The organism is Geotalea daltonii FRC-32, assembly GCF_000022265.1.
GTDB lineage: Bacteria > Desulfobacterota > Desulfuromonadia > Geobacterales > Geobacteraceae > Geotalea > Geotalea daltonii.
Genome location: NC_011979.1, coordinates 999,304 through 1,022,939, shown reverse-complemented (window position 1 = coordinate 1,022,939; position 23,636 = coordinate 999,304). Strand labels below are relative to the sequence as shown.

The 23,636-nt window shown below is 53.3% G+C and carries 27 protein-coding genes; 16 read left to right on the top strand and 11 right to left on the bottom strand.

The window, feature by feature from the left end; translation table 11 throughout:
• The first annotated feature begins 161 nt into the window (after positions 1-161).
• From GEOB_RS04635 to GEOB_RS04580, 12 genes are all read left to right on the top strand, one after another.
• Positions 162-599, top strand: a complete 438-nt coding sequence (locus tag GEOB_RS04635) for a GSU0071 family protein (RefSeq protein WP_012646021.1) — start codon at positions 162-164, stop codon at positions 597-599.
• A 175-nt stretch (positions 600-774) separates the two neighbouring features.
• Positions 775-1,497 (top strand): BON domain-containing protein, encoded by a 723-nt coding sequence (locus tag GEOB_RS04630; protein WP_012646020.1) that lies wholly within the window; start codon positions 775-777, stop codon positions 1,495-1,497.
• A gap of 250 nt (positions 1,498-1,747) precedes the next feature.
• Positions 1,748-2,086, top strand: a complete 339-nt coding sequence (locus GEOB_RS04625; RefSeq protein ID WP_012646019.1) for a PilZ domain-containing protein — start codon at positions 1,748-1,750, stop codon at positions 2,084-2,086.
• Complete coding sequence (locus GEOB_RS04620; RefSeq protein WP_012646018.1) at positions 2,083-2,988, top strand: CheR family methyltransferase; 906 nt, start codon at positions 2,083-2,085, stop codon at positions 2,986-2,988. The genes GEOB_RS04625 and GEOB_RS04620 overlap by 4 nt, the downstream gene beginning before the upstream one ends.
• A gap of 44 nt (positions 2,989-3,032) precedes the next feature.
• Positions 3,033-4,313 (top strand): methyl-accepting chemotaxis protein, encoded by a 1,281-nt coding sequence (locus GEOB_RS04615; protein WP_012646017.1) that lies wholly within the window; start codon positions 3,033-3,035, stop codon positions 4,311-4,313.
• Positions 4,310-4,741, top strand: coding sequence for a chemotaxis protein CheW (locus tag GEOB_RS04610; protein ID WP_012646016.1), 432 nt, complete (start codon positions 4,310-4,312; stop codon positions 4,739-4,741). Before GEOB_RS04615 ends, GEOB_RS04610 begins: the two co-directional genes overlap by 4 nt.
• Positions 4,742-4,781: 40 nt before the next feature.
• Positions 4,782-6,383 (top strand): chemotaxis protein CheA, encoded by a 1,602-nt coding sequence (locus GEOB_RS04605; protein ID WP_012646015.1) that lies wholly within the window; start codon positions 4,782-4,784, stop codon positions 6,381-6,383.
• A 141-nt stretch (positions 6,384-6,524) separates the two neighbouring features.
• Positions 6,525-7,313 carry a LolA family protein gene (locus GEOB_RS04600; RefSeq protein ID WP_012646014.1) on the top strand — a complete coding sequence of 263 codons (789 nt, stop codon included), beginning with the start codon at positions 6,525-6,527 and terminating at the stop codon, positions 7,311-7,313.
• A gap of 102 nt (positions 7,314-7,415) precedes the next feature.
• Positions 7,416-8,144: a LolA family protein gene (locus GEOB_RS04595; RefSeq protein ID WP_012646013.1), complete on the top strand. Its 729-nt coding sequence runs from the start codon at positions 7,416-7,418 to the stop codon at positions 8,142-8,144.
• A 25-nt stretch (positions 8,145-8,169) separates the two neighbouring features.
• Positions 8,170-8,655 carry a YajQ family cyclic di-GMP-binding protein gene (locus tag GEOB_RS04590; RefSeq protein WP_012646012.1) on the top strand — a complete coding sequence of 162 codons (486 nt, stop codon included), beginning with the start codon at positions 8,170-8,172 and terminating at the stop codon, positions 8,653-8,655.
• Positions 8,656-8,753: 98 nt separating this feature from the next.
• Positions 8,754-10,109 carry a 30S ribosomal protein S12 methylthiotransferase RimO gene (gene rimO / locus GEOB_RS04585; RefSeq protein WP_012646011.1) on the top strand — a complete coding sequence of 452 codons (1,356 nt, stop codon included), beginning with the start codon at positions 8,754-8,756 and terminating at the stop codon, positions 10,107-10,109.
• A 101-nt stretch (positions 10,110-10,210) separates the two neighbouring features.
• Positions 10,211-10,630 carry a TraR/DksA family transcriptional regulator gene (locus GEOB_RS04580; RefSeq protein WP_012646010.1) on the top strand — a complete coding sequence of 140 codons (420 nt, stop codon included), beginning with the start codon at positions 10,211-10,213 and terminating at the stop codon, positions 10,628-10,630.
• A gap of 283 nt (positions 10,631-10,913) precedes the next feature.
• Here the strand turns inward: GEOB_RS04580 and GEOB_RS04575 are convergent, their stop codons facing one another.
• From GEOB_RS04575 to GEOB_RS04555, 5 genes are all read right to left on the bottom strand, one after another.
• Entirely contained in the window at positions 10,914-11,891 is a 978-nt protein-coding gene (locus tag GEOB_RS04575) for a 4Fe-4S binding protein (protein WP_012646009.1), read from the bottom strand.
• Positions 11,892-12,129: 238 nt separating this feature from the next.
• Entirely contained in the window at positions 12,130-12,888 is a 759-nt protein-coding gene (gene ttcA, locus GEOB_RS04570) for a tRNA 2-thiocytidine(32) synthetase TtcA (RefSeq protein WP_012646007.1), read from the bottom strand.
• A gap of 75 nt (positions 12,889-12,963) precedes the next feature.
• A complete protein-coding gene (locus GEOB_RS04565) occupies positions 12,964-13,635 on the bottom strand; it encodes a nitrite/sulfite reductase domain-containing protein (protein ID WP_012646006.1) in 672 nt (223 codons plus the stop codon).
• A gap of 27 nt (positions 13,636-13,662) precedes the next feature.
• Complete coding sequence (locus GEOB_RS04560) at positions 13,663-14,073, bottom strand: hypothetical protein (RefSeq protein WP_012646005.1); 411 nt, start codon at positions 14,071-14,073, stop codon at positions 13,663-13,665.
• A gap of 2 nt (positions 14,074-14,075) precedes the next feature.
• Positions 14,076-15,899 carry a bifunctional homocysteine S-methyltransferase/methylenetetrahydrofolate reductase gene (locus tag GEOB_RS04555; protein ID WP_012646004.1) on the bottom strand — a complete coding sequence of 608 codons (1,824 nt, stop codon included), beginning with the start codon at positions 15,897-15,899 and terminating at the stop codon, positions 14,076-14,078.
• A gap of 79 nt (positions 15,900-15,978) precedes the next feature.
• Between GEOB_RS04555 and GEOB_RS04550 the strand changes: the two genes are divergently transcribed.
• Positions 15,979-16,590: a DedA family protein gene (locus tag GEOB_RS04550; protein WP_012646003.1), complete on the top strand. Its 612-nt coding sequence runs from the start codon at positions 15,979-15,981 to the stop codon at positions 16,588-16,590.
• A 75-nt stretch (positions 16,591-16,665) separates the two neighbouring features.
• On the opposite strand, the gene fsa is transcribed toward GEOB_RS04550, so the two are convergent.
• Genes fsa through folK form a run of 3 tightly spaced genes read right to left on the bottom strand, consistent with a single transcriptional unit; the run spans position 16,666 to position 18,112 of the window.
• Entirely contained in the window at positions 16,666-17,310 is a 645-nt protein-coding gene (gene fsa / locus GEOB_RS04545; RefSeq protein ID WP_012646002.1) for a fructose-6-phosphate aldolase, read from the bottom strand.
• On the bottom strand, positions 17,307-17,576 hold the full coding sequence (locus tag GEOB_RS04540) for a YHS domain-containing protein (protein ID WP_012646001.1): 270 nt from the start codon (positions 17,574-17,576) through the stop codon (positions 17,307-17,309). Before GEOB_RS04540 ends, fsa begins: the two co-directional genes overlap by 4 nt.
• An 11-nt stretch (positions 17,577-17,587) precedes the next feature.
• Positions 17,588-18,112 (bottom strand): 2-amino-4-hydroxy-6-hydroxymethyldihydropteridine diphosphokinase, encoded by a 525-nt coding sequence (folK, locus tag GEOB_RS04535; protein ID WP_012646000.1) that lies wholly within the window; start codon positions 18,110-18,112, stop codon positions 17,588-17,590.
• Between the two features lie 177 nt (positions 18,113-18,289).
• Here folK and GEOB_RS04530 point away from each other — a divergent pair, with 177 nt between their 5' ends.
• The 3 genes from GEOB_RS04530 to GEOB_RS04520 are packed head-to-tail and all read left to right on the top strand — an operon-like array spanning position 18,290 to position 19,627.
• Positions 18,290-18,766, top strand: coding sequence for a tetratricopeptide repeat protein (locus GEOB_RS04530; protein WP_012645999.1), 477 nt, complete (start codon positions 18,290-18,292; stop codon positions 18,764-18,766).
• Between the two features lie 35 nt (positions 18,767-18,801).
• On the top strand, positions 18,802-19,194 hold the full coding sequence (locus GEOB_RS04525) for a hypothetical protein (RefSeq protein WP_012645998.1): 393 nt from the start codon (positions 18,802-18,804) through the stop codon (positions 19,192-19,194).
• Positions 19,195-19,225: 31 nt separating this feature from the next.
• Positions 19,226-19,627 carry a secondary thiamine-phosphate synthase enzyme YjbQ gene (locus GEOB_RS04520; RefSeq protein WP_012645997.1) on the top strand — a complete coding sequence of 134 codons (402 nt, stop codon included), beginning with the start codon at positions 19,226-19,228 and terminating at the stop codon, positions 19,625-19,627.
• Positions 19,628-19,636: 9 nt separating this feature from the next.
• Here GEOB_RS04520 and thiL read toward each other — a convergent pair whose 3' ends face one another.
• Genes thiL through GEOB_RS04505 form a run of 3 tightly spaced genes read right to left on the bottom strand, consistent with a single transcriptional unit; the run spans position 19,637 to position 23,581 of the window.
• A complete protein-coding gene (gene thiL, locus GEOB_RS04515) occupies positions 19,637-20,620 on the bottom strand; it encodes a thiamine-phosphate kinase (protein WP_012645996.1) in 984 nt (327 codons plus the stop codon).
• A complete protein-coding gene (gene lon, locus GEOB_RS04510) occupies positions 20,617-23,070 on the bottom strand; it encodes an endopeptidase La (protein ID WP_012645995.1) in 2,454 nt (817 codons plus the stop codon). The genes thiL and lon overlap by 4 nt, the downstream gene beginning before the upstream one ends.
• A complete protein-coding gene (locus tag GEOB_RS04505; RefSeq protein ID WP_012645994.1) occupies positions 23,060-23,581 on the bottom strand; it encodes an Hsp20/alpha crystallin family protein in 522 nt (173 codons plus the stop codon). The genes lon and GEOB_RS04505 overlap by 11 nt, the downstream gene beginning before the upstream one ends.
• Positions 23,582-23,636: the final 55 nt, after the last annotated feature.

Here is a 23,636-nt window from a genome sequence, read left to right as displayed (position 1 = left end):
TCCCCCTGAAAAAAGCATTGTCACCGGCTGCTGAAATACGGGTTATGACCTGATATAATTGGCGGATATGGACAGCAGATTTCCCCGGCGCGAGATCGGCACGAATAATGTAAATGATTTTCCATCGCTGAGAGCACTGCAACAGAAGTGAGGTGACAGTCATGAACACGGAAATAATCGACGAGGCAATCGAAAAGTACGTCCATGAGCGGATGACCGCCGGAAGAAAGCGTGCCACCGAAAGGTTTCTTTCCTATGCCTACCTGAAACAGGGAAAAGACGGTGTCAGCGAATTCTTGCAAAAGGTCCGCGGACTGAGCAATTACTACATCGACTTTCTTCGGGTCATGTCAAATCCGTTCAAAGGACCGGAACTTGCCTGGCTGGCGTCAATGATTACCATCGCCGTCTATGCCGTCATTCTGATGGGCTTTGAAGAAGACCGGACCGTGGGCATCTTCCTTTTTGCCGGTACTTTAGTGAATGGCTGGTCGTTGATCCGCACCATCGCCAGGAAATGGTGCGACATAGGCGTGATGATCGCCATTTACCTGGAGATAGCCCAACTTGCTGAACACGAACTTGAGCAAATGAACTGACCCCATTTTAAAGCTAATCGGAGATAGGCGGCTTGCAGAGGCCGTCTTTCCTGTTTCGCCCTTTCCAATTCACCAAAACGCCCCTTCGCTCCCCCCCTTTTTTACCCGGACAGATGACCGCGGCAATTTTTGAGTTAAAATTTACTTACATCGACTATTTTAACCGGGGGGAACCATGAAAAACAGAGATGACGTTACCAGAGAGGTAATGGCGGCATTTGAACGGGAACCGCTGATAAATCTCCATGCAAGCCCGATCAGAGTCGATTACAGCAACGGAGAGGTAACGCTGACGGGGGAAACAGAAACCTTGGCAGCAAAGAAGATCGCCCTCGAAGCAGCGGGCAAGATCCCCGGAGTTTCGGCGATCATCGACCGGCTCCATGTCATGCCTGCCGAACGTATGGAAGACGGCGAGATAAGGACCCACGTCTGCAATGCCATTGTCGCTGAAAATCTTCTGGAACCATATGCACTTCGCGCCTTGGTAAAAGGGCAGATGGAGTCGGTAAGAGAGCCGCTAACCGCGTCGGGTGCAATTGAAGTGGCGGTTGACAAGGGGGTAGTAACCCTTAACGGACAGGTGGCAAGCCTCTCCCAAAAACGGATGGCCGGCGTTCTGGCGTGGTGGGTTCCCGGCAGCAGAGATGTCATCAACGGGCTTGAGATAAGCCCGCCGGAAGAAGACAACGACGACGAGGTCATCGATGGGATCCGCCTGGCGCTGGAAAAGGATCCTTTCGTCAATGCGACCCAGATACGTGTCCGTTGCCGCGATTATGCGGTAACCCTGGAAGGGCTGGTGACCAACGAAACGGAACGACGGATGGCAGAAGCCGATGCCTGGTATGTATTCCGGGTAGACAGCGTAAAGAACCTGCTGCAACATCAGGAGTGATGGCTTCCTGCCGCTGCCGTGTTAAGGAAAAATTTCCACTCAAAACGACGTTGCCCTTTCCATCCTCTAAATGCATACCCCCAGTTGCCTGTCTGGCCACCAATCATCCCCTTTTGCCGCCACCGGTTACTCAGGCTCGATCCCGGCCTGAGTCGGTTCGGGTGAAACGTTACCGAACCAGTTTTAGCTGTGAGATATGGAAAAATTGTGTTAATCTGTCGACACTTATTGCAACTTGGGATGACGACCGATGGCTGACAAGCGAAGAATAAAAAGGCTGCGGAAAAGGCTGTCTGTGAAATTCGGGCTGCTGCAGACCGACCGCATTGCCTTTACTGAAGATATCTCCCATCACGGCCTTTTCATCAAAACAGCAAACGTCGCTTCGCCGGGAAGCGATGTAAAAGTGGATCTGGCCATCGATGAGACGACCCTTGTCAGGATGGAAGCCCGCGTCATGTGGGCAAAGAAGGTACCGGCAAACATGCTGCGACTGGTGAAGAAGAGCGGCATGGGCGTCAGGATAATCAGGATATTAGACGGAGAAGATGCATTCAATGCACTGTGCCGGGAATTGGACAGGTATTGACACTGCCTTCAGCATTTAACGGGGCGGACCTCGTCAAACCTGATGCTAACCCAAAAGAGGATATAGATCTGGCGGAAGATACCCCCCTTGATATCTCACCTGAATCATTCGGCACCATAGGCAAAGTCCTCAAGAGTCTGAAAGGATTCAACCTCGATTGTTATAAAGACAAGTGCATAAAGCGGCGCATCGGCATCAGGGTCAGGGCGACTCACTGCAAAACTGCCGAAGACTACTGCGATCTCCTCTTGGGCAGCGAGGTGGAACTGGAGCTCCTGTACAAGGTTCTTACCATCCATGTCAGCCAGTTTTTCAGAAATCCCCTCACCTTCCGCAAAATAAAAGAAGAGATCATCCCCCAATTGATTCAGCAGTGCAAAAACCGGGACCACCGGGAACTCAGGCTGTGGAGCGTCGGCTGCGCCAGTGGTGAAGAGCCGTATAGTTTGGCCATCATCCTCAAGGAACATTTCCAGGAAGATCTGCAGGACCTGAACGTATCCATCCTGGCTACTGATGTGGATGCCGACACCCTCCAAGCAGCTCGGGCAGGAGTTTATGGAGAGGACAGAATGGCGGAGGTTCCTGACCCGGTAAAGACACGCTACTTCAAGCAAGTGGGTTCAAAGTACCATCTGCTGCCTGATATAAAGGAAATGGTCACATTCCGGCAGAGCGATCTCTTCGACCCAAGCAGTTACGCCGTGAGCGATCTGATCCTCTGCCGGAATGTGCTCATCTATTTCGAACGTTCACAGCAGCAGAAGATTATGGCAGGCTTTGCAACCGTGCTGGAACAGGGGGGATTTCTCGTGCTCGGCAAGTCGGAGACCCTTTTCGGTCCTTCACGGGAGCTTTTCAATACGGTTTGCCCCATAGAACGCATTTATCGGGCCGTTTGAGTATCAGTTTCTGAAGCAGTTCCAGATCCTTCAGGGAGAGTTCCATGCGTATTGCCATAGGTTACAAATTCATCCTCGGTTTCATACTGGTTGTCGCCACTGTCGCCTTCACCCCCGGTCTTGTCAAACATGTGGGGTATTCGCCGGAAGGCACCAATATCCTCACCTATGCCGTTGCCGTTACCATCGGCCTGATTCTCGGCTGGTTCTTTTCCAAGAGCTTTACCAAGAATATCTCCCTTCTTACTGCTGCGACGGAAGACATAAGCAGAGGCGACCTGACCAGGGAGATCAAACTCAAAGATGCCTATGTCAAAGACGAGACCCACGATATTTCCGATTCCATCAACCTGATGGTGCAGAACCTGCGCCAGTTGGTCAAGCACATCAGGGAAACCTCTGAACGGGTCTCTCTCTCGTCCCGGACAATCTCTACAAACGCCCTGGAAATAAACGCTTCCACGGAGGAAGTGGCACAGGCTGTGGAGCAGATCTCCAGGGGGGCAGAAACCCAGGCAGAGATGGTCACCAGGAGTTCCAAGGTCATCCATGAAATGGCTGCCTCCATGGAGATGATTTCCAGAAGGGCCAACGAGGCTTCAAGAGCCGCCAGGGAAACCAGTTTAACCGCCCATCGGGGGGGAGACCTGGCCAAGGACTCCCTGATGCGCGTCAAGCTATTCTTCGACGATGTGGAACGGGTCGGCGTCCAGTTCATGGACTTGAATGCCAAACTGCTGCAGGTGGGGAGAATTGCCGATTTTATAGGTGAAATCGCCCGTCAGACCAATCTCCTCGCCCTGAATGCCTCCATAGAAGCAGCAAAAGCAGGTGAATACGGAAGAGGTTTTGCCGTCGTCGCCGATGAGGTACGCAAGCTTGCAGACGGCACCGGAAAATCGGCAGCCGACATCATCGAACTGATCAGCATGGTCAAGGAAGAAAGCCGCAGAGTCTACGAGACCATCACCGATAGCTCTAGAAATATTGAAGCTGGTAAAAGAAATATCGATACCACGGCAGAATCTTTCCGGGATATTCTCAACACCGTCATGGAAACCGAACGCAAGACCAGCAGCATCACGGAACTTTCACAACTGCAGACCGAAGGCGCCGGCAAGATGGTGGGAATGATCGATGAGATTGCTAAAGTTGCCGAAGACAACGCTGCAGCTACGGAAGAAGTCTCGGCAGCGACATTAGAGCAATCGTCCGCCATGCAGGAGATGGTCCGGGCGACCATTGAGTTGACCAAGCTGGCCGAAGCGCTGCTCAAGGTCGTCGAACAATTCCGCACCCCCGGAGGAGAAACTCCGGAGTCATGAGCGAGTCAAACACCAGCCCTTATCTTCTTTTCACCCTCATGGATTCCACCTACGCAATCGATCTTCAACAGGTGGCGGAAGTTGTCGAGCCCCCCCCCTTATCCCCGATTCCCCGGGCACCGGCTCACTTGATCGGCGCGATGAACTCACATGGCAATATCAAGGCGGTTGTCGACCTGTCCCTCATGCTGAACCAGGGCCACCGCAAATTTGACGGAAAGATACTGGTATTGGAAGACCGCTTTGCCAGCCTTGCAATCTGGGTAGATGGAGTTCTGGCTATTGCGGCCACAGAGACAATGGAACGTAAGCCGACAGAGGAAGACGATGAACTGAGCGATTGGATTATTTCCGACGGCACGCAGGTAATCAGGCTTCTGGCCCTGGACAAGCTGTTGCAGAGACTGGAGGCAACCATCAATGGCTGATGGGGTAAATATCGGCAACCGAAGCGGGGGAGCCTGATTCATGGACATGTCCCACTACAGGGAGCTCTTCGTTACCGAATCGCGAGAACATCTCAGAGCCATCGGCAATCACATACTCTCTCTGGAAGGTGACCCCGGCGATCGCAGCACCCTGGACGCCCTTTTTCGCGCCGCCCACTCCATAAAGGGAATGGCGGCATCCATGGGATACGGTGACATCTCTGAACTGGCCCACAAGTTGGAAGACCTCATGGACCGGTTGCGCAAGGGGGCTCTGGTATTCGATAGCCTGGCCGCAGATCTGTTTCTCGAAGGGGCAGACCTGCTGGAAACAATGATCGGCGATGTTGACCGGAACGTTACCGCCAACCGCAGTACCGACGATCTGATCCGCCGGATTGTCAACTTTCCCCGCAACGATGCTCCTTCGCCAACCACAAAGACCGGTCTCCCGGCACCTCCGGCAAAAGCAAACGCTTCTCCCCCGGAGACAGACGGTTCACCGACCATCCGGGTAAGAACAGAACTTCTCGATTCTCTGATCAACCTTACCGGGGAGCTGATAACCAGTAAGTCCAGGATTTTCACCGTCAGCAGCCGCCTCAAACAACCCGACCTGGATAATGCCTGCATTGAGCTGGGGAAACTGCTACGCAGCCTGCATGATCAAGTCATGAAGGCCCGGCTTATTCCTTTTTTCCAGATCGGCGACCGTTTCCCCAGAATTGTCCGTGATCTGGCAAAAAAAGCGGGCAAGGAAATCGCTCTTGAGGTCAGCGGCAGTGAAGTGGAGCTGGATCGAGGAATCCTCGAATCATTATCTGACCCCCTGATCCATATCCTGCGCAATGGGGTCGATCACGGCATTGAACTTCCAGGAGAACGCTTGGCCGCCGGCAAGCCGGCAAAGGGGAAAATTCGCCTGTCGGTTCGCAGGGAGAAAGACCGGGTCTCGATCATCATAGAGGATGACGGCAAGGGAATGGAGCCTGCCCAGCTAATTTCATCCGCTCTGGAAAAGGGGCTGATCACCAGGGAAGAGGCAGCGGGTTTGTCGAAGCACAATGCCCTTATGCTCACTTGCCTGCCCGGCTTTTCCACAGCCGGGGAAGTCACGGAGGTCTCCGGACGCGGAGTCGGCATGGATGCTGTGAAATCGGCAGTTCATGCACTTGGGGGCACACTGCTGATCGACACGGAGCAGGGTAAGGGAAGCAGCTTTCACCTGAGTGTCCCGGCCGGCATATCCATTATGCAGACCCTGGTTGTCTACTGCGGACAGATGAAGGTGGCAGTGCCGGTAACTGCCATTACGCAGACCCGTCAGCTGGAAAGAGACCTGATCCTGAAAAAGGGAAAACAGAGCGTCTTCATTCTGGAGGGGGAAACCATTCCCCTTCTCAGCCTTAACCGCATTTTACGCCTCCCCCCCATGCCCACGGCAGGGGGAGACATCTCTCTCATCACCTGCGAAATCAGGGGCAGAAAGCTCGGCCTCGTTGTGGACTCATTTCTGACACAACATGAGCTGTTCATAAAACCGCTGGGCAGGCCGCTGCTGAAGCTGAAAGGGCTGCTTGGCAGCGCCATTCTGGGGGACGGAGAAATCGTTTACATCCTGGATATACCGAACCTGCTTTAACGCATGCCGCCCGTCAGCGTCAAATCTTATGACTTAAATTTCATTTGAAGCAACTGAAAGTCAGTTGCGGAGGTCAAAGACTTGTGGCAATATTGACAGTCATGTGATATAGCATTTTGCTGTTTTTATGGGAGAGCAATCATGAAAATCACGGTAAGAGCGATCATTGCCCTGTTCCTTGTCCTGACGGCAATTTCAGCCGAAGCCAGTGCGGCAGAAAAGATTACTGTAGGCCTGAAGGACGTAGTCAACACGGTGGAACAGTCCTACCGGGCACTCAGTACCCTGACCGCCGATTTCTTTCAGCGCTCGACCATAGCCAGGGAGAACCGGGAAATGCGCGCCGATGGACAGATGTTCCTCAAGGCTGCAACGGACGGTGATCCCATCAAGTTCCGTTTTGATTACTTCCGTCCCACCACCCAGGAAATTGTCAGCAACGGAAGAACCTTGTGGATGTATCTGCCGGAAAGCCGCAAGGTGCTCTTGAGCGATGTGAGCTTCGTCTTCGAGCCCTCCAGGTTCAACCCGGACCGGGACCGTGCCTCCAACTTCCTTCAGGGGCTGGGGCGGATCTCGAAAGATTTCCTTATCACTGCTCCCTCCCAGGCACAGGATATCGAAGGCAATTACATCCTTGAGCTGACGCCGCGTCGTGCTACGGCAACCATAGAGAAACTGTTCATCGCCGTTCGTCGGGATGCGGTTCTGCTCTATGTTCAAAACAACCGCGATATTAGCAGGCTCTTCAACGACCCGCTCCGGCAGGACCTGGCTTTCCCCGTTCTGTCAACAACGGTGGTTGATCATCAGCAAAATACCACTATAATGGAATTCAGCAACATCAGAGCCAACACCATCATGTCCGACCAGCTTTTCGAGTTTGTCATTCCGGCCGGAGTCGATGTTGTAAGGCCTTCGCCACCGTAGGAATCAGGGTTTCTTCGACCTTTGCCAGGACAAAAGGCGACATGATCAAATGTCGCCTTTGTAAATTTATAGGGAATCGCTATCCCCAAAGAGGTGCTTCAAATGCGTTCATGTTTTTCCATCCTTCTTTTGTCATGCGTGGTTCTGCTGCAATCGGCTCTGCCGCAGCATGGATTAGCTGCAGAAATGAACGATGTGGTCAAAACTCTCGAACAGGGCTACAGGACATTGAACGACCTGCAGGCCGATTTTTCCCAGCAGACAGAAATCGCATCGATGAAACGCAAGGAGCGTGGCGCCGGAGAACTGTTCCTGAAAAAAGGAGCAAACGGGCAGGCCATGTTCAGCTTCAACTACTCGAAGCCCAGGCAGCAGATTATCTCCAATGGCAAAAAAGTCTGGTATTATCTGCCTGAAAACAGACAGGTAATGGTTTCGGATGTGGCTTCCCTGTTCGAGGGGGGCAATTCGGTCGCCCTCAACTATCTGAGCGGCATGGGACACGTCTCTCGGGATTTCAACATCAGGTTTGCCGGCGATGGCCGCGACAAAAAAGGAAATTACCTCCTGGAGCTGATACCCAAGAAACCAAGCCAGGCAATGGCAAAGCTGCATCTTGGCATCAAGGCACAGGCAGTGGCAAGCTTTACCAGGGAAGGACAGGCTGCCGATCCATTCCCCATTGCCTATTCGGTCGTTTTCGACTCTTTCGGCAACCGCACGGTCATTGAATTCAGCAACATCAAGGTTAACCGGGGCATGCGCAGCGACAGGTTCAATTTCAAGGTACCGAGCGGGGTAGAGGTTATCAATCCCGGTCAGACTAAATGAAATCAGATGTTATTCAGGAGGAGAGATGCCGTCATTCGATATCGTATCAAAAGTTGATATGCAGGAAGTTGACAACGCCGTAAATCAGGCAGTAAAGGAGATAGCCCAACGTTACGATTTCAAGGGTTCGAAGAGCGAGGTTACCCTTGAAAAGGATGCCATCAAGGTTCTGACCGAAGATGACTTCCGGCTCAAGGCAATCATCGACATCCTGCAGTCCAAGTTCATCAAGAGGGGCATTTCAGCCAAGGCTTTGCAGTACGGCAAGGTGGAAAATGCCTCCGGCAGCATGGTGCGCCAGGTGATCGACGTTCAGCAGGGAGTATCCAAGGAAAAGGGCAAGGAGATCAACAATGTCATCAAGGAGACCAAGCTGAAGGTGCAAAGCCAGATCCAGGATGATCAGGTACGTGTAACGGGAAAGAACATCGACGACCTGCAGCAGGTCATCCAACTGCTCAAGGGCAAAGACCTGGGCCTCGATCTGCAGTTTGTCAATTTCAGGCAGTAGCCGAGTAAACCAGGCCGGGGCACCGTCAGCAACTTGCTGCTGACCGCCACTGCCGACTGCCGACTGAATACCGCCGACCGCTTAAAAAAGGAGTAATTTTGAGTACGAACAGTAAAGAAAAAGTAAGTCTGGTCAGCCTGGGTTGTCCGAAAAACCTGGTGGACGCCGAGGTAATGCTTGGCTACCTGTCAAAGGACAGCTACGAGGTAACCACCGACGAACATGAAGCCGATATCATCATTGTCAACACCTGTTCTTTTATCAAGGAAGCAAAGCAGGAGAGCATCGACACCATTCTGGACCTGGCCGACCGCAAACATGATGCCCGTTGTAAAATGCTGATCGTCACCGGATGCCTCCCCCAGCGGTATCAGGAGGAACTGGTCAAAGAACTACCCGAGGTCGACATTTTTGTCGGCACCGGCGATTACCCCCGTATTGCTGAAATCATTGCCGAAAAACGGGGACTTTCGGAACAGCTCTGCTATACCGGCGATCCCAACTTTCTTTATGATGACGAACTGCCCAGGTTGCAGTCGTCCCCCTACTACACCGCATATCTCAAGATCGCCGAAGGCTGTTCCAACTGCTGTTCATACTGTGTCATCCCTTCCCTGCGGGGTTCTTTCAGGTCCCGTCCCATGGACAAGCTTCTCAGGGAAGCAAAGGGGTTGGTGGCCAAGGGGGTCAGGGAGATCAACCTCATTGCCCAGGATATTACCGGCTATGGCAAGGATCTGAACGAAGGAGCAACTCTTGAGGCGCTGATCAGGTCGCTGGTAAAACTGGAGGGATTGCAATGGATCCGTCTTCTCTATGCCTACCCCGACGGCATCAGCGACAGCCTGATCAAGCTGATCAAGGAGGAGGACAAGGTATGCAAATACCTGGACATACCTCTCCAGCACATCAGCGACCCGATTCTGAAACAGATGAACCGCAGGAGCAGTGAAGCTGAGATCAGGGAACTTATTGCAAAGCTGAGGACGGAAGTACCGGGTATTGCCATCAGGACCTCATTCATTGTCGGTTTTCCCGGTGAAACAGATGACGACTTCAAGAAGCTTGTTCAATTTGTTGAAGAAACCCGCTTCGATCGCATGGGGGTGTTCTGCTACTCCAGGGAAGAGGGCACACCTGCATTCGAGATGGCCGAACAGGTTTCCGAACGGATCAAGAGGGAACGTTACAAGAAGTTGATGCGGACCCAGGCGAGGGTTTCATTCAAGCATAACCGCAGCCTGGTCGATAAGGAAGAAATGGTGCTCATCGAAGGATACAGCGAGGAAACCGAACTCCTGCTTAAGGGACGTTCGTCAAGACAGGCCCCGGACATTGACGGACAGGTATACATTACAGCGGGAAATGCACAGGTTGGCGAGATTGTAAGATTGAGGATCACCGATTCCTCCGATTATGATCTCATCGGTGAAATAGTTTCCCAAAGCCCCTAAAGACGCCATTTTAAAGAGGGCTTTTCCCTTGACAAAGAAAACTATTGCTGTATTATTGCGACGCCTTTTACGGCGGTAAACTCAAGGAACGGAGCGCATTTATGGTTGATAAACTGGATGAGATGAAAGCCATCCTCCTTAAGATGAAAGAAGAGACCATCAAGGAAATCAGCAAGTCTCTCAAATCAGGTTCGGATATTCCCACCAACGAACCGAGCGGCGATATTTATGATCAGGCATCCAGCGAACGGGATCGGGAACTGGGGCTTTTGCTCGACGACCGCGAGCGGGAGAAACTGCGCAATATTGATGAGGCTCTGCTGAAGATCGAAGAGGAAGAGTATGGCATTTGCGAAGAATGTGAAGAAGAGATTCCCATTGGCCGGCTGAAGATAGTCCCTTTTGCCCGCTATTGCGTCAAGTGCAAGGCGGATATTGAAAAGCTGCAGGCCCAGACCAAGCGATTTGAAGAAGATCGTGCCTATCGAGAAATCGCTCTGGGCGAGGAAGAAGAGGCCTGAAAAGCCAACAAGCAAAAAAAGGGCGCCGCGGAAGCAGCGCTCTTTTTCTTTTTAGGTTCATCCGATGGCGCCGGGCCTGTCGCGGCTTCGGGAGTGAGTGACCGAGCCGCAGCGGCGAGCGGACACCCGCCCCGAAGTAGAACAAGGCACCATCGGTAGCGATCTGCCAACCGGGCAACGGGATCGACAGACCGTGCAAGGTCCGTAGCTGCGGCGACCGAGCGAGCGGACGAAGTCGCGACAGGCTTCTCCACAAATTCTCAGATAGTCCTATTTCTTCTTCCTATCTGCCGAGCAGCCGACCGTATTCCGCTGCTGTGATGGCAGTATGCCAGTGCCCGCCCATCTTGCCGATCATTGTCCCGCCCCAGAAAAACAAAACCACCAGCATGGCAAAGACCACCCCATTCACCGTAACCTTGCATCCGGTAAGCTTCATGGCCAAAGCCCCTTCTGCTCGGCAGTGGCTGACACAGCGCAGGCAGCCGATGCACTCTTCCGAATGAACCCGCTCCCTGGACATGATGGGGATGTACGAAGGGCAAACCTGGTTGCAGACGCCGCAGGATACGCAGGTGCTTTTGTTCCGGGTTGCCTTCACTGGTGAAAAAAGCGATATCAGCCCCAGAAGAGCGCCATAGGGGCAGAGAAAGCGGCAGAAAGGATTGCGTAGCCCCAGTGATAGCAGCACAAGCAGGCCGATTATCACCAGAGGCCGCCCTGACAGGTTGAGGAAAAAGTCCAGGAGTCTCACATCGGCGATCTTGTTGTATTCGGAATAGATGAAAGCGGTGACCTGCTCCGGCAGCATGGCAAAGAAAATTGAATAGAGGAAAAAAGCGAGCAGCAGAAACTTGATGCTGCGCAAAATCAGGTCCAGCCAGCGGGGAGGCTGGATGTTGCGCTTGAAGATGCTGAATCCTCCCTTCCACAGCACCTCTGAAATGGTTCCTACCGGACAGATCCAGGAACAGAATGACCGCTTCAGCAGGAAGGAACCGGCAACGACACTGAGAAAAATGACCAGAGCAGCAGGATGTACCGGATTGATGGAACCGCTGGTCAGCCAATCCTTCAGGCTCAAAAGGGCGGAGATGGGCAGGAAGGCCTCGATCCCTTCCGGCCTGCCAGGGAGCGGGCCCGATGCGCCCAGGCGGAGATGGTAGACAAAACGGAAAAAGAGGATCCCCAGGTAAAGGGAGAAGAGGAGAAAACCCCACTGGATCATGATCCTCAGGGGCTGAATATATCGTTGACTCATATATTGGATCCCTACAGAGCGCCACACATACTTTTGCGACTTATTGTGTCCCAACCCTATGCTATGGTTTGACCATAAAGAGTGGGGAGGGGAAAAATGGAACTTATCGTTGTAACGGGAGCGGTAACTGTTATCTACTGCGGCTATCTGGCTGCCATGGACGAGATCAGGGACTGGAAGCGACTGAAAGCTGTGAAAATCGGGCGCAGGCGCCGCCACAGAAAGGAAGTCAGCCGAATCAGGATTTCAGTCTCTTGTCCAGAAGGTGGCGCGGCTGCACATTGGCGAGAGCCCTTAAGAGACTCTTTTTGATGTATGGATTTTCCTTTTCCAGCTCCTTCAGAAGTTCTTTCATCCTTCTGCGTTGCTGATCGGCGGAACCACAAACCGGGCAGCAGCAACAGACCACAGGGAAACGGTTGTTGCGGGAAAATTGAATGATGTCTTCTTCTGATACATAAACGAGTGGCCTGATTACCGTCGTCAGCCCGTTGTCGGCCAGCATCCCCGGCGCCATCGCCTTGAGTGCGCCGACAAAGAACTGGTTGAGCAGCAGGGTTTCGATGAAATCGTCCATGTGGTGACCCAGCGCCAGCTTGTTGCAATTGTGCTGCTGGGCCAGGGCATAGAGAGCTCCTCTTTTTAGGCGGGCACAGATGGAACAGTAGGAGGAATCGAGACGTCGCTTTTCCTTGATGATGCCATAATGATCCGTTTTCTCCATATGCACGGTAAAGCCGTTCTCATGGAGATGTTCTTCGATGATGTCCGCCCTGAAACCGGGATATCCCGAGTCGATGTTGATGGCGACGACCTCGTAGCGCACCGGTGCCCTTCTCCTCAAGGTATCCAGCATATGCAACAACGTGTATGAATCCTTGCCACCGGAAACGCCAACTGCAATACGGTCTCCGTCCTCGATCAGTCCGTATTCGGCGATGGCGCGACCTACCCTGTTTTTAATCCTTTTGTACAAAGCATCTTCAATGAGTGCCACAGGAACCCCACATTATTAAGGGGCGCCCCCAATGGATCGCCCCTCTCCTTTACTTGTAAATCTTGACCATCGAAATCAAGCGTCCTTCCCGAGCACCTCTTGGCGAACACGGTCAATACCCATCTCATCTATTATGCGACCAATGCGGTTCTGGTTTGTCGAGCCCTTGTACCAGGCTATTATCTTCGCCACGATTTCAAGGACTTCCTCTTCAGTCGGCACATTATCCACCAATAGATCCGCAATACGCGGACGGGCACCGGCATTGCCCCCTACCATGATCCGCCACCCCTTGTTGGTGCCCATGATGCCAATATCTTTCAGGGCCGATTCGGCACATGAAACCAGGCAGCCGGAAACCCCCATCTTCAGCTTGTTGGGAAGCTCCATGGCATGGTAGATACTGTCAAGCTTGAGCCCAAGAGAGATGGAATCCTGCACCCCCCGCTTGCAGTAGCTTGTCCCGGGACAGATTTTGATGCTACGCACACAGAGGCCGATGGCGGCACCCGGGGTTGTGGCCAGCTCAGCCCAAACCGCATCCAGGTCCTCTTCTTTTATCCCAACCAGGGCAATGCGCTGGGCAGAGGTGATTTTTACTGCCTGCACCTGGTACTTGTCCGCCACATCGCAGATCTTGCGCAGGGTGGCGGTATCGGTTATCCCTCCCGGGATATGGGGGGCAATGGCGTAGGTTTCCCGGTCGCGCTGCAGTATTGCCCCTTTTTCCGGAATATCCTTCTTCATTTTTTCCTCCTGACTTCGGATAAGTTTTTATTTAAATTCAGGTAGCAGCGACTCCAACCGCCACCCTTTCTTTTCACCCTCATCGAAATAGCGCCACTTTTGCAGATCGGTAACGGTCCTCACCGTAGTCGATGGACTAATGTTGTAATCCAGCTCCATTACCACCTCCGCCTTCTTGGCCCCAGTGTCGCAATCCTTGCTGAGGATACGCGAATCAAGCACCCTGATACCCCTGGCAGCCTCGACACGTTTCCGATAGTTGTCACGCAGCGGCGCATCCACATAGGCAACACCTGCATCGAATTCCTGCCAGCGCAGCATTGTGGCATAGGATCTGGAAGTCTTGTCAAAATTCTCTTTCACGATGTAGCCGAAGTTGCAACCGGAAAACATGAGCAACGATGCAGCAAGCAGGACCATCCGAAAGCCGAATTTCATGATTATTCTCCTATCCCCTTTATGTATCTCACCAGCTCGGCAGCTATCCCGTGCCTGCCGAAGGGGGGGATCAGATAAAAGCCCCCTACCCGGTCACGAGCGGCATCAATGAACTCGCGGGCAATGGCCAGCCCCTCGCGGGCACCTTCCTCTTTTTCCTTCCCCTTCATCCGCCCTCTTATTTCCTCGGGAATGACGATGCCGGGGACCTCATTGTGGAGAAATTCGGCATTTCTCTCACTCACCAAGGGCAGCACACCGGGCAGGATCGGTATGTTCAGATGTGCCGTCTGTTCCAGCATATCATCCAGACGTTTCAGGTCATAGATGGGTTGTGTCTGGGCAAAGGAGGCTCCGTTGGTCACTTTTTTCAGCAGGCGGCCGGTCTGGACATCCATACGCGCCGTGTTGGGATTGAAGGCGGCGCCGATGGTGAAACCGGTGCCGCCGCCAAGAGGGTTGCCAAGGGCGTTGACACCCCTGTTCAAGTCATCCAGGAGTTTGATCAGGGTGAATGAATTGAGGTCGAACACCGAGGATGCGCCTGCCTGCTCCCCCAGGCTTGCCGGGTCGCCGGTCACAGCCAGAATGGAGCGGATACCCAGCAGGCTCGCTCCCATCAGATCCGATTGCAAGCCGAGCAGGTTCCTGTCCCGGCAGGTGATGTGGACGATGACTTCGATGCCGATCTCCCGCTGGATCAGGTTGGCCAGGGCGATATTGCCCATTCTCACCCTTGCCAGGGGGTTTTCGGCAAGATTAATGGCGTCGGCTCCGGCTTCTTTAAGGATGCGGCTGCCGGTCAGCACATTGCTGCAGTCCAGCCCCCGTGGCGGGTCCAGTTCGACGGTTACCACCGGCCCTTTCCCCCAGGACGAAAGGAAACCTGGAGCCGCCACAGCCCGCGTCTCGCCACTTTCGGCCAAGGGCACGGATGTGGATATCTGACGCTGGGCAGGCTTTCGCCCCTTGACTTTGGCGGCAATCTCACGGATATGGTCAGGGGTAGTACCGCAGCAGCCGCCGATGAGGACAGCGCCGGCGGCAGCCATCTCTTCAGCCATGCCGGCAAAGTATTCGGGAGTGGCACGGTACAGGTAGCGGCCATTGACATACTCGGGAAAGCCGCTGTTGGGATAAACGGCAATGGGCAGAGCAGTGACCTTGCCCAGGCGTTTCACTGTGCGGAGTATTTCAAGTGGCCCCGCGCCACAGTTGGCGCCAATCACATCGGCTCCGGCAGCAGCCAGCCTCTCGGCAACTGACTCCACCGGTATGCCTCCGGCTATGCGGCTGTTTTCGCCAAAAGCCATGCTGGCAACGACAGGTAGCCCCGTCTTTTTCGCCACGGCCACCCCAATTTCCAGCTGCCTGAGATCGGAAAAGGTTTCCAGAAGAAAAAGATCCACTCCCCCCTCGACCAGTGCATCTACCTGGGCGTCGAACATCCGGCGGATCTGGTCCTCTACCAGGTCCTTTTCCTCCCCCTTGGCGCCAACCAAGGGGCCGATCGAGCCGGCAACATAAACATCGCGTCCGGAAGCCGCCTGGCGGGCAAGCTGAGCCCCCTTGACGTTGATGTCATGGAGCTTGGCACCGATGCCGATAGCATCCAGCTTGGCAAAATTGGCACCGAAGGTGTTGGTTTCTATGACCCTTGCCCCGGCTGTAACGTACTCCCGGTGGAGGTCCAGTACCAACGAAGGTCTGACCAGGTTCAGATGCTCAAAGTTGGCGTCCGGGCTCACACCTTTGGCATAGAGCATGGTGCCGATGGCACCGTCGCCTATCAATACTTCATGCTGGAGTGCTTGGAGAAAATTCATCTATTACCCATGTTTTGCTGGCATTTTTACGGCCCGGTAGTTAAAATACCGATCAAATTTATTTCTGCGAGGTCTCAGCATGCTGCACGCGGCAATCAACTGGCTTCTGGCCACCATACTCAAGTTGGGCTATCCCGGCATATTCCTGCTTATGGCCATGGAAAGCTCTGTCATCCCCATACCCAGCGAGCTGGTAATGCCACCGGCCGGCTACTGGGCCGTCGAAGGCAAAATGAATCTGTGGCTGGCAATTCTCTGCGGCACTGCCGGCAGCTTGGTGGGCGCCTATGCAAATTATTATGCCGCTCATTATCTGGGCAGGCCTCTCATTCTCAAGTACGGGAAATATGTGGGCATTACCGAAGAGAAGTTCGCCAAGGTCGAGACATTCTTCCACAAACATGGTGAAATATCAACCTTCATCGGCCGTTTGCTGCCGGTGGTGCGCCATCTGATCTCTCTCCCTGCCGGCCTGGCCGGCATGAACCACGGCAAGTTCGCCACCTATACCCTGCTCGGTGCCGGCATCTGGTGCACTGTCCTGGCCTATATAGGCTATATAATCGGGGAAAACCAGGAGCTGATCATGGAATACTCCCACCAGGCGGTAATTGGCGTCATAGTCTTCAGTGCCGGGCTCATTGCCGTGTATGTCTGGCGCCATAAACGGAAAAGCGCAACCAATCCCTGAAGCTCACAAGGCACAATAAACAAAGCCCCGGCAGACGGATATCTGCCGGGGCTTTGCATTTGTAACTTCAACCTGCTACTTGGGAACTTTTTCCCAGTCTTCGAGGAATTTCTTGATCCCGGCATCGGTCAGTGGATGTTTTGCCAGCTGCATGATCACCGAGAAAGGGATGGTCGCCACATCGGCGCCGATCAGGGCCGAATTGAGCACATGAATCGGATTCCTGATGCTGGCAACGATGATTTCCGCCGTATAGCCGTAGTTATCGAAGATAGTGCGGATTTCCTCGATGATGCCCATGCCGTCCTGGGAGATATCATCCAGACGGCCGACAAATGGAGAGACATAGGTAGCGCCGGCCTTTGCCGCCAAAAGCGCCTGCATGGGTGTGAATATGAGAGTGACGTTGGTCTTGATTCCCTTTGCAGAAAGTGTCTTGGTCGCCTTGAGCCCTTCCGGAGTCATGGGAAGCTTGATGACAATGTTGGGGTGAATCTTTACCAGTTCCTCCGCCTCACTGATCATGCCATCGTGTTCGAGGGAAACCACTTCTGCCGAAATGGGACCGTCGACGATGCCGGATATTTCCTTGATGACATCCGCAAATTTGCGGCCGGATTTGGCAATGAGCGACGGATTGGTGGTAACGCCATCCACCACTCCCAGCTCATGAGCCTCACGTATCTCCTTCACATCTGCAGTGTCGATAAAAAACTTCATTTTTCTCCTCCGATACTGTTTTTTTCTGAGTTTTCCAATTGATCGCGGAACTTTTCCAGGCAGGACATGGAGCAGAAGTACAATTTCCGCCCCTCCAGGTTGCCGATGACAGCATCCCCCCTTGCCACATAGGTGCCGCAGACAGGATCCCTGAATGTTTCTTCCTCCTGATCCGCATCCCTGCGGACTTCCTTGGCCGCAGAACGGCCTTTAAACATTTTGTAGAGTATGTAACCGACAAGGATCAGCACCAGCAACTTTGCCAAAGCTTATCCTCCTAGAGTTTTTCGACCCGCTCCGGCGCCTTCAGGACAGCCAGCAGGTCAGCGATTGTTTTATGCAGTAGTGGATGCACCAGGTCGGGAGCTATCTCGGCAAGAGGCTGAAGAACGAACCGTCGCTCATGAAGTCGTGGATGGGGAATGGTCAGTCTTTCACCTGTGATTACTTCATCATTGTAGAAAAGAATATCCAGATCAATCGGCCGGGGGCCCCAGTGCGCTTCTTTCTTTCTCCTGAAAATGCCTGATTCGATGCGCTGAAGCTCGTCAAGAAGTTCAAGGGGGGAATGCTCGGTGTTTATCCTGGCGACCGCATTGTAAAAATCAGCCTGGGGTACTCCTCCGACAGGCTCGGTTTGGTAAAAGCCGGAAAGGGCCGTGACCTGGGTCCGGGAAAGTTTCCCCAGCTCGGCCACCCCACGCAGCAGGTTAAGCTCCCGGTCTCCCAGGTTTGATCCGAGAGCTATGTAAGCCGTCGCTTTCACCTTGGCGATTAGAACATAAATCTTTTGTTTTTTCAACCCTGCGAGCAGTTGTTGGAAAAGCTTGGCCCACCCGGCATCCGATATGGAAGTTGCTTCTCATCGGGCAACGGTTGAGCCTTATTATTTTTTGACATTGTAATGACAGGCATTTTTGAGTATATTTTAAACATTTGCCAACAGCACTTTATTCAGCCCGTCCCACAGGAAGGCACGATGAAAACCAACTCGGCAAACGGCACAGCAAAAAGCAATGAGCAGGAAGCCAAAGACCATTACGAAAGCGGAGTGGAAGCTTTCAACTCCGGAAGATTTCTGTCCGCCCTGAAATATTTTGAAAAGGCGGTTGCACTGGAGCGGAATCCGGCTTCTCTTTCACGTCTTGGACTCTGCCTGGCAAAGGAAAAGAGGAATTTTGCCAAGGCGATCTCACTGTGCAAGGAAGCCATTAAGCATGAGCCTCGCAATCCGGAACATTTCCTGTACCTTGGGAGGATACATCTCCTGGCCGGGCAGAAAAAGGAAGCAATAAGAATATTCCGCATGGGGCTGAGAAATGGCAGGAACCCTGACATATCCAAAGAACTGGAACGTCTGGGCAGCAGGAAAGATCCGCTGCTCCCCTTCCTCGGGCGCAATAACCCCATCAATAAATTTCTGGGCATTGTTCTGAAAAAAACCGGCTTGCGCTGAGCCTTTTGATCATTTCCATTTCCAAAGGAGTTGCCATGGCAGACAAGATAGGCGTTGCTCTTATCGGCGGAGGGCGTACCGGCACACCAATGCTGAAAGAGTTGCTCAAGTACCCATACATCAGCATTATCGGGGTTGCCGATTTGAATCCGACTGCAGAAGGAATCAAGATAGCTGCAGAGAAAGGCATCTACACCACATCCGACCCAATGGCCCTTGTGGGTAAAGGGGATGACATCGACATCCTCATCGAAGTCAGCGGCGACACTGCGTTAAAAAAGGCAGTCAAGGCCGCCTTCGCAAAAAGCGGCAACAAAAAAACCATCATCATGCACGACCTCATCGCCCGCCTCTTTATCAGCGTCTGTACCCATCAGAGTGAGCTAATCCCGACCGTTCACCCGGATGACGTAGGCATAGGAAACTGAGGACTCCCCACGACGGCCTGGCGGAGGCGCCATGATCAGATATATTACCATTAAAAGCCACAGCAGAACCGAGCTGATCAATATTACCGACCAGGTACAGGACACGGTAAGGGTTTCGAAGGTGAATTACGGCCTCTGCCACCTTTGCGTCCTTCACACCACGGCCGGGATCACCATCAACGAGGGAGCAGACCCTGCCGTGCAACGGGACATGGTAAACTTCTTCAACAAACTGGTGCCCAATGACCCCTATTTTACCCATGCCGAAGGGAACTCGGATGCCCACGTCAAAGCATCCATCATCGGCGTGGCAAAAACCCTCTTCATCGACAATTCGAAGCTGGTTCTCGGCACCTGGCAGGCGATCTATTTTTGCGAATTTGACGGACCGCGGGAGCGAAGAGTTGCAGTCAAGATAACAGGCGATGCCTGAACAGGCATCTCAGGCGAAATGGTTATATCCCTGTCGCCGGGGGTGGTATACCGAACCATCGGCTGCTGTAATGGCGAGTCGATTTTCTGCAGTAATTTCACCGATCATGGAAACATTGACACCACAGGCCTCCATGCATGAAAAGACCCGGTCCTTGAGCAGAACCGGTGCCGTAAAGACCAGTTCATAATCCTCCCCACCGCCAAGGGCAAGCGAGAAACAATCTTCCGAAAATTTCGTAATTTCTTTCCTGTATTGATCGGAGAGTGGCAGGCCCTTCAAGTCCATCTTGGCACCTACAGCTGATTTTTCCAGAATATGCCCCAGATCGGCGAGAAGCCCGTCGCTTATATCGATCATGGCAGTTGCCAGACCCGCCTCTGCCAGGGCAATGCCGGCCGACAGCCGTGGTTCAGGATCAAGATGCCTGGATATCAAAGGTCCGATTTTCTCCCCTTGCCGTAAAAGTTCCAACCCAAGAGCCGAGTCACCTATTGTTCCCGTCACGAAAATCAAATCCCCCGGCCGGGCGCCGCTACGCCGCACCACCAACTGGGGCAACTGCTCGCCGATGGCGGTCACAGAAATGGCCAGGCCCCCTTTCGACGAGCAGGTGTCACCGCCAATCAGCGTAACACCGAATTGGTCGGCACGCTGCATCATGCCGGAAATAAATTTGTCGAGGAATTCCAGATCCAGCCTCTGGGGAATGGCCAACGAAAGCAGGTAATAACGTGGTTTGGCTCCCATGGCTGCCAGGTCGGAAAGATTGACTGCCAGCGATTTCCTGCCAAGAGTGAGGGGGTCGCTCAGGTTCAGATCGAAATGGACCCCTTCAATAAGCATGTCTGAAGTCATCAGCGTCAAGTGGCCTGGTGCCGGTTCAACAGCTGCGGCATCGTCACCGATACCGATTTTTACGGTCGTTTTTTCGGCAATGGCGGCGGCAATTCGGTCAATGAAGCCGAATTCGCCCAGGTCGTGCAGTTTCACACCTTTGCCCCCGCCACTATGCCTTTACGGGATGAAACCAGAACCCGCGTCGTATGCGCCTTGGTCTTGGGGGGCATGTTTTTCACCGTCCCCGGCGGAGTCGGTGGGTATTTTTCCAGGGCCACCTTCAGTACGTCGTCGATGGTGCTGGCATAAACAATCTTCACCTTCTTCAGGATATGCCGGGGAACATCTTCAATATCCTTGCGGTTCTGTTCGGGAATGATAATGGTAACTATCCCAAGCCGGATAGCGGCGAGAATCTTCTCCTTGAGACCGCCGATTGGGAGAACCTTTCCCCGCAGTGTAATCTCACCGGTCATGGCAACATCCTTTTTAACCGGCGTTTTGGTCAGTGCCGAGACAAGTGCAGTCGCCATGGTGACGCCGGCCGACGGGCCATCCTTGGGTATGGCTCCGGCCGGGACATGGACGTGAATATCCATGTTGCTGTAAAAATCCTCCGTCAGGTGCAGCTCAACAGCACGGGTGCGGATGTAGGACAGAGCCGCGTGAACCGACTCCTTCATCACATCCCCCAGCTGCCCGGTCAGGGATAGCCCCCCTTTGCCTTTCATAATAGTCGCTTCTATGAAAAGGACTTCGCCGCCGACAGGAGTCCATGCAAGGCCGGTGACAACCCCGATCTCGTTCTGCTTCATTTCTTCTTCCCGTATGAATCGCGGCGGGCCTAGATACTTGGTGACGGTGGCAGCATTGATCGGGAACTGCCGCTTCTCCCCTTCCGCGACCCGGCGGGCCACCTTCCGGCAGACGGATCCGATTTCCCGCTCCAGGTTCCTGAGCCCTGCCTCGCGGGTATATTTGGAGATGATGGTTTTCAGTGCCTCATCGGAGAAGGTGATGATTTTCTCGGTGATACCGTTCTCCTTGGTCTGCCTGGGGACCAGATAACGCTTGGCGATCTGGAGTTTTTCCTCTTCCGTGTAGCCGGAAAGGCTGATTACCTCCATCCGGTCGCGTAGCGGTCCGGGAATGGTATCCATCTGATTGGCCGTGGCAATAAACATGACATCTGAAAGATTAAAGGGCAGATTTATGTAATGGTCGGAGAAAGAGTGATTCTGCTCCGGATCGAGCACCTCCAGAAGAGCAGAAGACGGGTCACCACGGAAATCTGCCCCCAGTTTGTCAAGTTCGTCGAGCATGAAGACAGGGTTGTTCGAGCCGGCCTGCTTCAATCCCTGGATAATACGACCTGGAAGCGCCCCCACATAGGTCCGGCGATGTCCTCTGATCTCGGCCTCATCCCGCACGCCGCCAAGGGAGATACGGACAAATTTTCGTCCCATGGCCCGGGCAATGGATTTGCCGAGGGAAGTCTTGCCTACGCCCGGAGGGCCGACAAAGCAAAGGATCGGGCCTTTCATCTTCTTCTTCAGCTTGCGCACGGCAAGAAACTCCAGTATCCGCTCCTTGATCTTCTCCAGGAAGTAATGGTCCTCATCGAGGATTTCCTTCGCCTTTTTGATTTCCAGTGAGTCCTTGGTGGACTTGCTCCAGGGCAGTTCGACCATCCAATCGAGGAAGGTACGCAGCATCCCCGATTCCGCTGCGTCAGGATGCATTTGTTCCAGGCGTCCCAGCTGCTTCAAGGCCTCTTTTTCGATATTTTGAGGCATTCTCGCGTTGGCAATGGCTTTACGCAGTTCGGCAATCTCTTCACTGCGGGCATCGGTCTCCCCCAGTTCCTGCTGAATAGCCCGCAACTGCTCCCGAAGGTAGTATTCCCGTTGGCTTTTACCCATTTCCTCCTTGGCCGCTGACTGGATGCGGGCCTGCATGCTGAGAAGTTCGAACTCCTTATTGAGGAAATCGTTGACCCGCTTGAGCCGCTCGATGGGGTCGATTATCTCCAGGAGACCCTGGGCTTCCTCAACCTTGAGACCGATGTTGCTGGCAATGAGATCAGCAAGGCTTCCGGCCTCCTGCATGTTCTCCACGATCACCATGACTTCGGGAGATACCACCTTACCCAGTGAAACTATTTTCGCCAGCTGCTCCTTGACGGTGCGCATGAAGGCTTCCGTCTCAAGTGTGTTTTCAGGCAACAGTGGTTCAACGATCCGCTCGATACGCACGGAATAAAATGGCTTCTGTTCCATATATTCGGTTATGCGCCCTTTGGTCAATCCCTGAACAAGGATTTTCACCCTGCCGTCCGGCAATTTCAGCATGCGCATGATCATGGCTACTGTTCCGACGCCGTAAATCATGTCTGGAGCAGGATCTTCCTCACTCACGTCTTTCTGGGTCGCGAGAAAGATCAGCCTGTCTTTGGACAGTGCCGAATCGACAGCATTTATGGATATCTCCCGCCCGACAAACAGGGGGAGGATCATGTAAGGGTAGACTACAACATCCCTTACAGGCAGAAGCGGCAGGACGTCCGGTATGTTCAGCTCTTCGTTTTCCTGCTTATTTTCCATGTTGAATCTCCTCAATCCGGATGTCGCGGATCAGCGTATTTTTGTCCTGCAATCTGGGAAAAACGACAGAAAGAACCCCTTTGTCATAATTGGCTTTTGCCCTGCCCATATCAACAGCAGGGGGAATTTCCACTGTCCGGCAGAAATGACCGAACTGCCGCTCCATGCACATATAACTCGCCCCGACAGCACCGTCATCTTCCCTTTTCACACCTTCCAAAACCATTGTATTGCAACATGTGGTCAGTGACAAATCCTCTCTGGCAAATCCCGGCAGCTCAAATTCGACCACATAACTGTCCGGCGTCTCGAAAACATCCACACTGGGCGAGAATTCACATTCCCTGCCATCCTTTCCCTCCAAAGTCGAAAGGTAGGAAAATATCTCATCCATCTGCTGTCGGAAAAAATTCAGCCATTCCAATGGATATCGTGGGATCACCGCCATAACTACCCCAGATGTGCCGGATTGCAAAACCAGGAGCTTGTCCTGCCCCTTTTCAAATGCCATAGATACAATGCTTGATTTTGTTGATTTAACCATCTTTACCGCGAAAGTCAAGCCA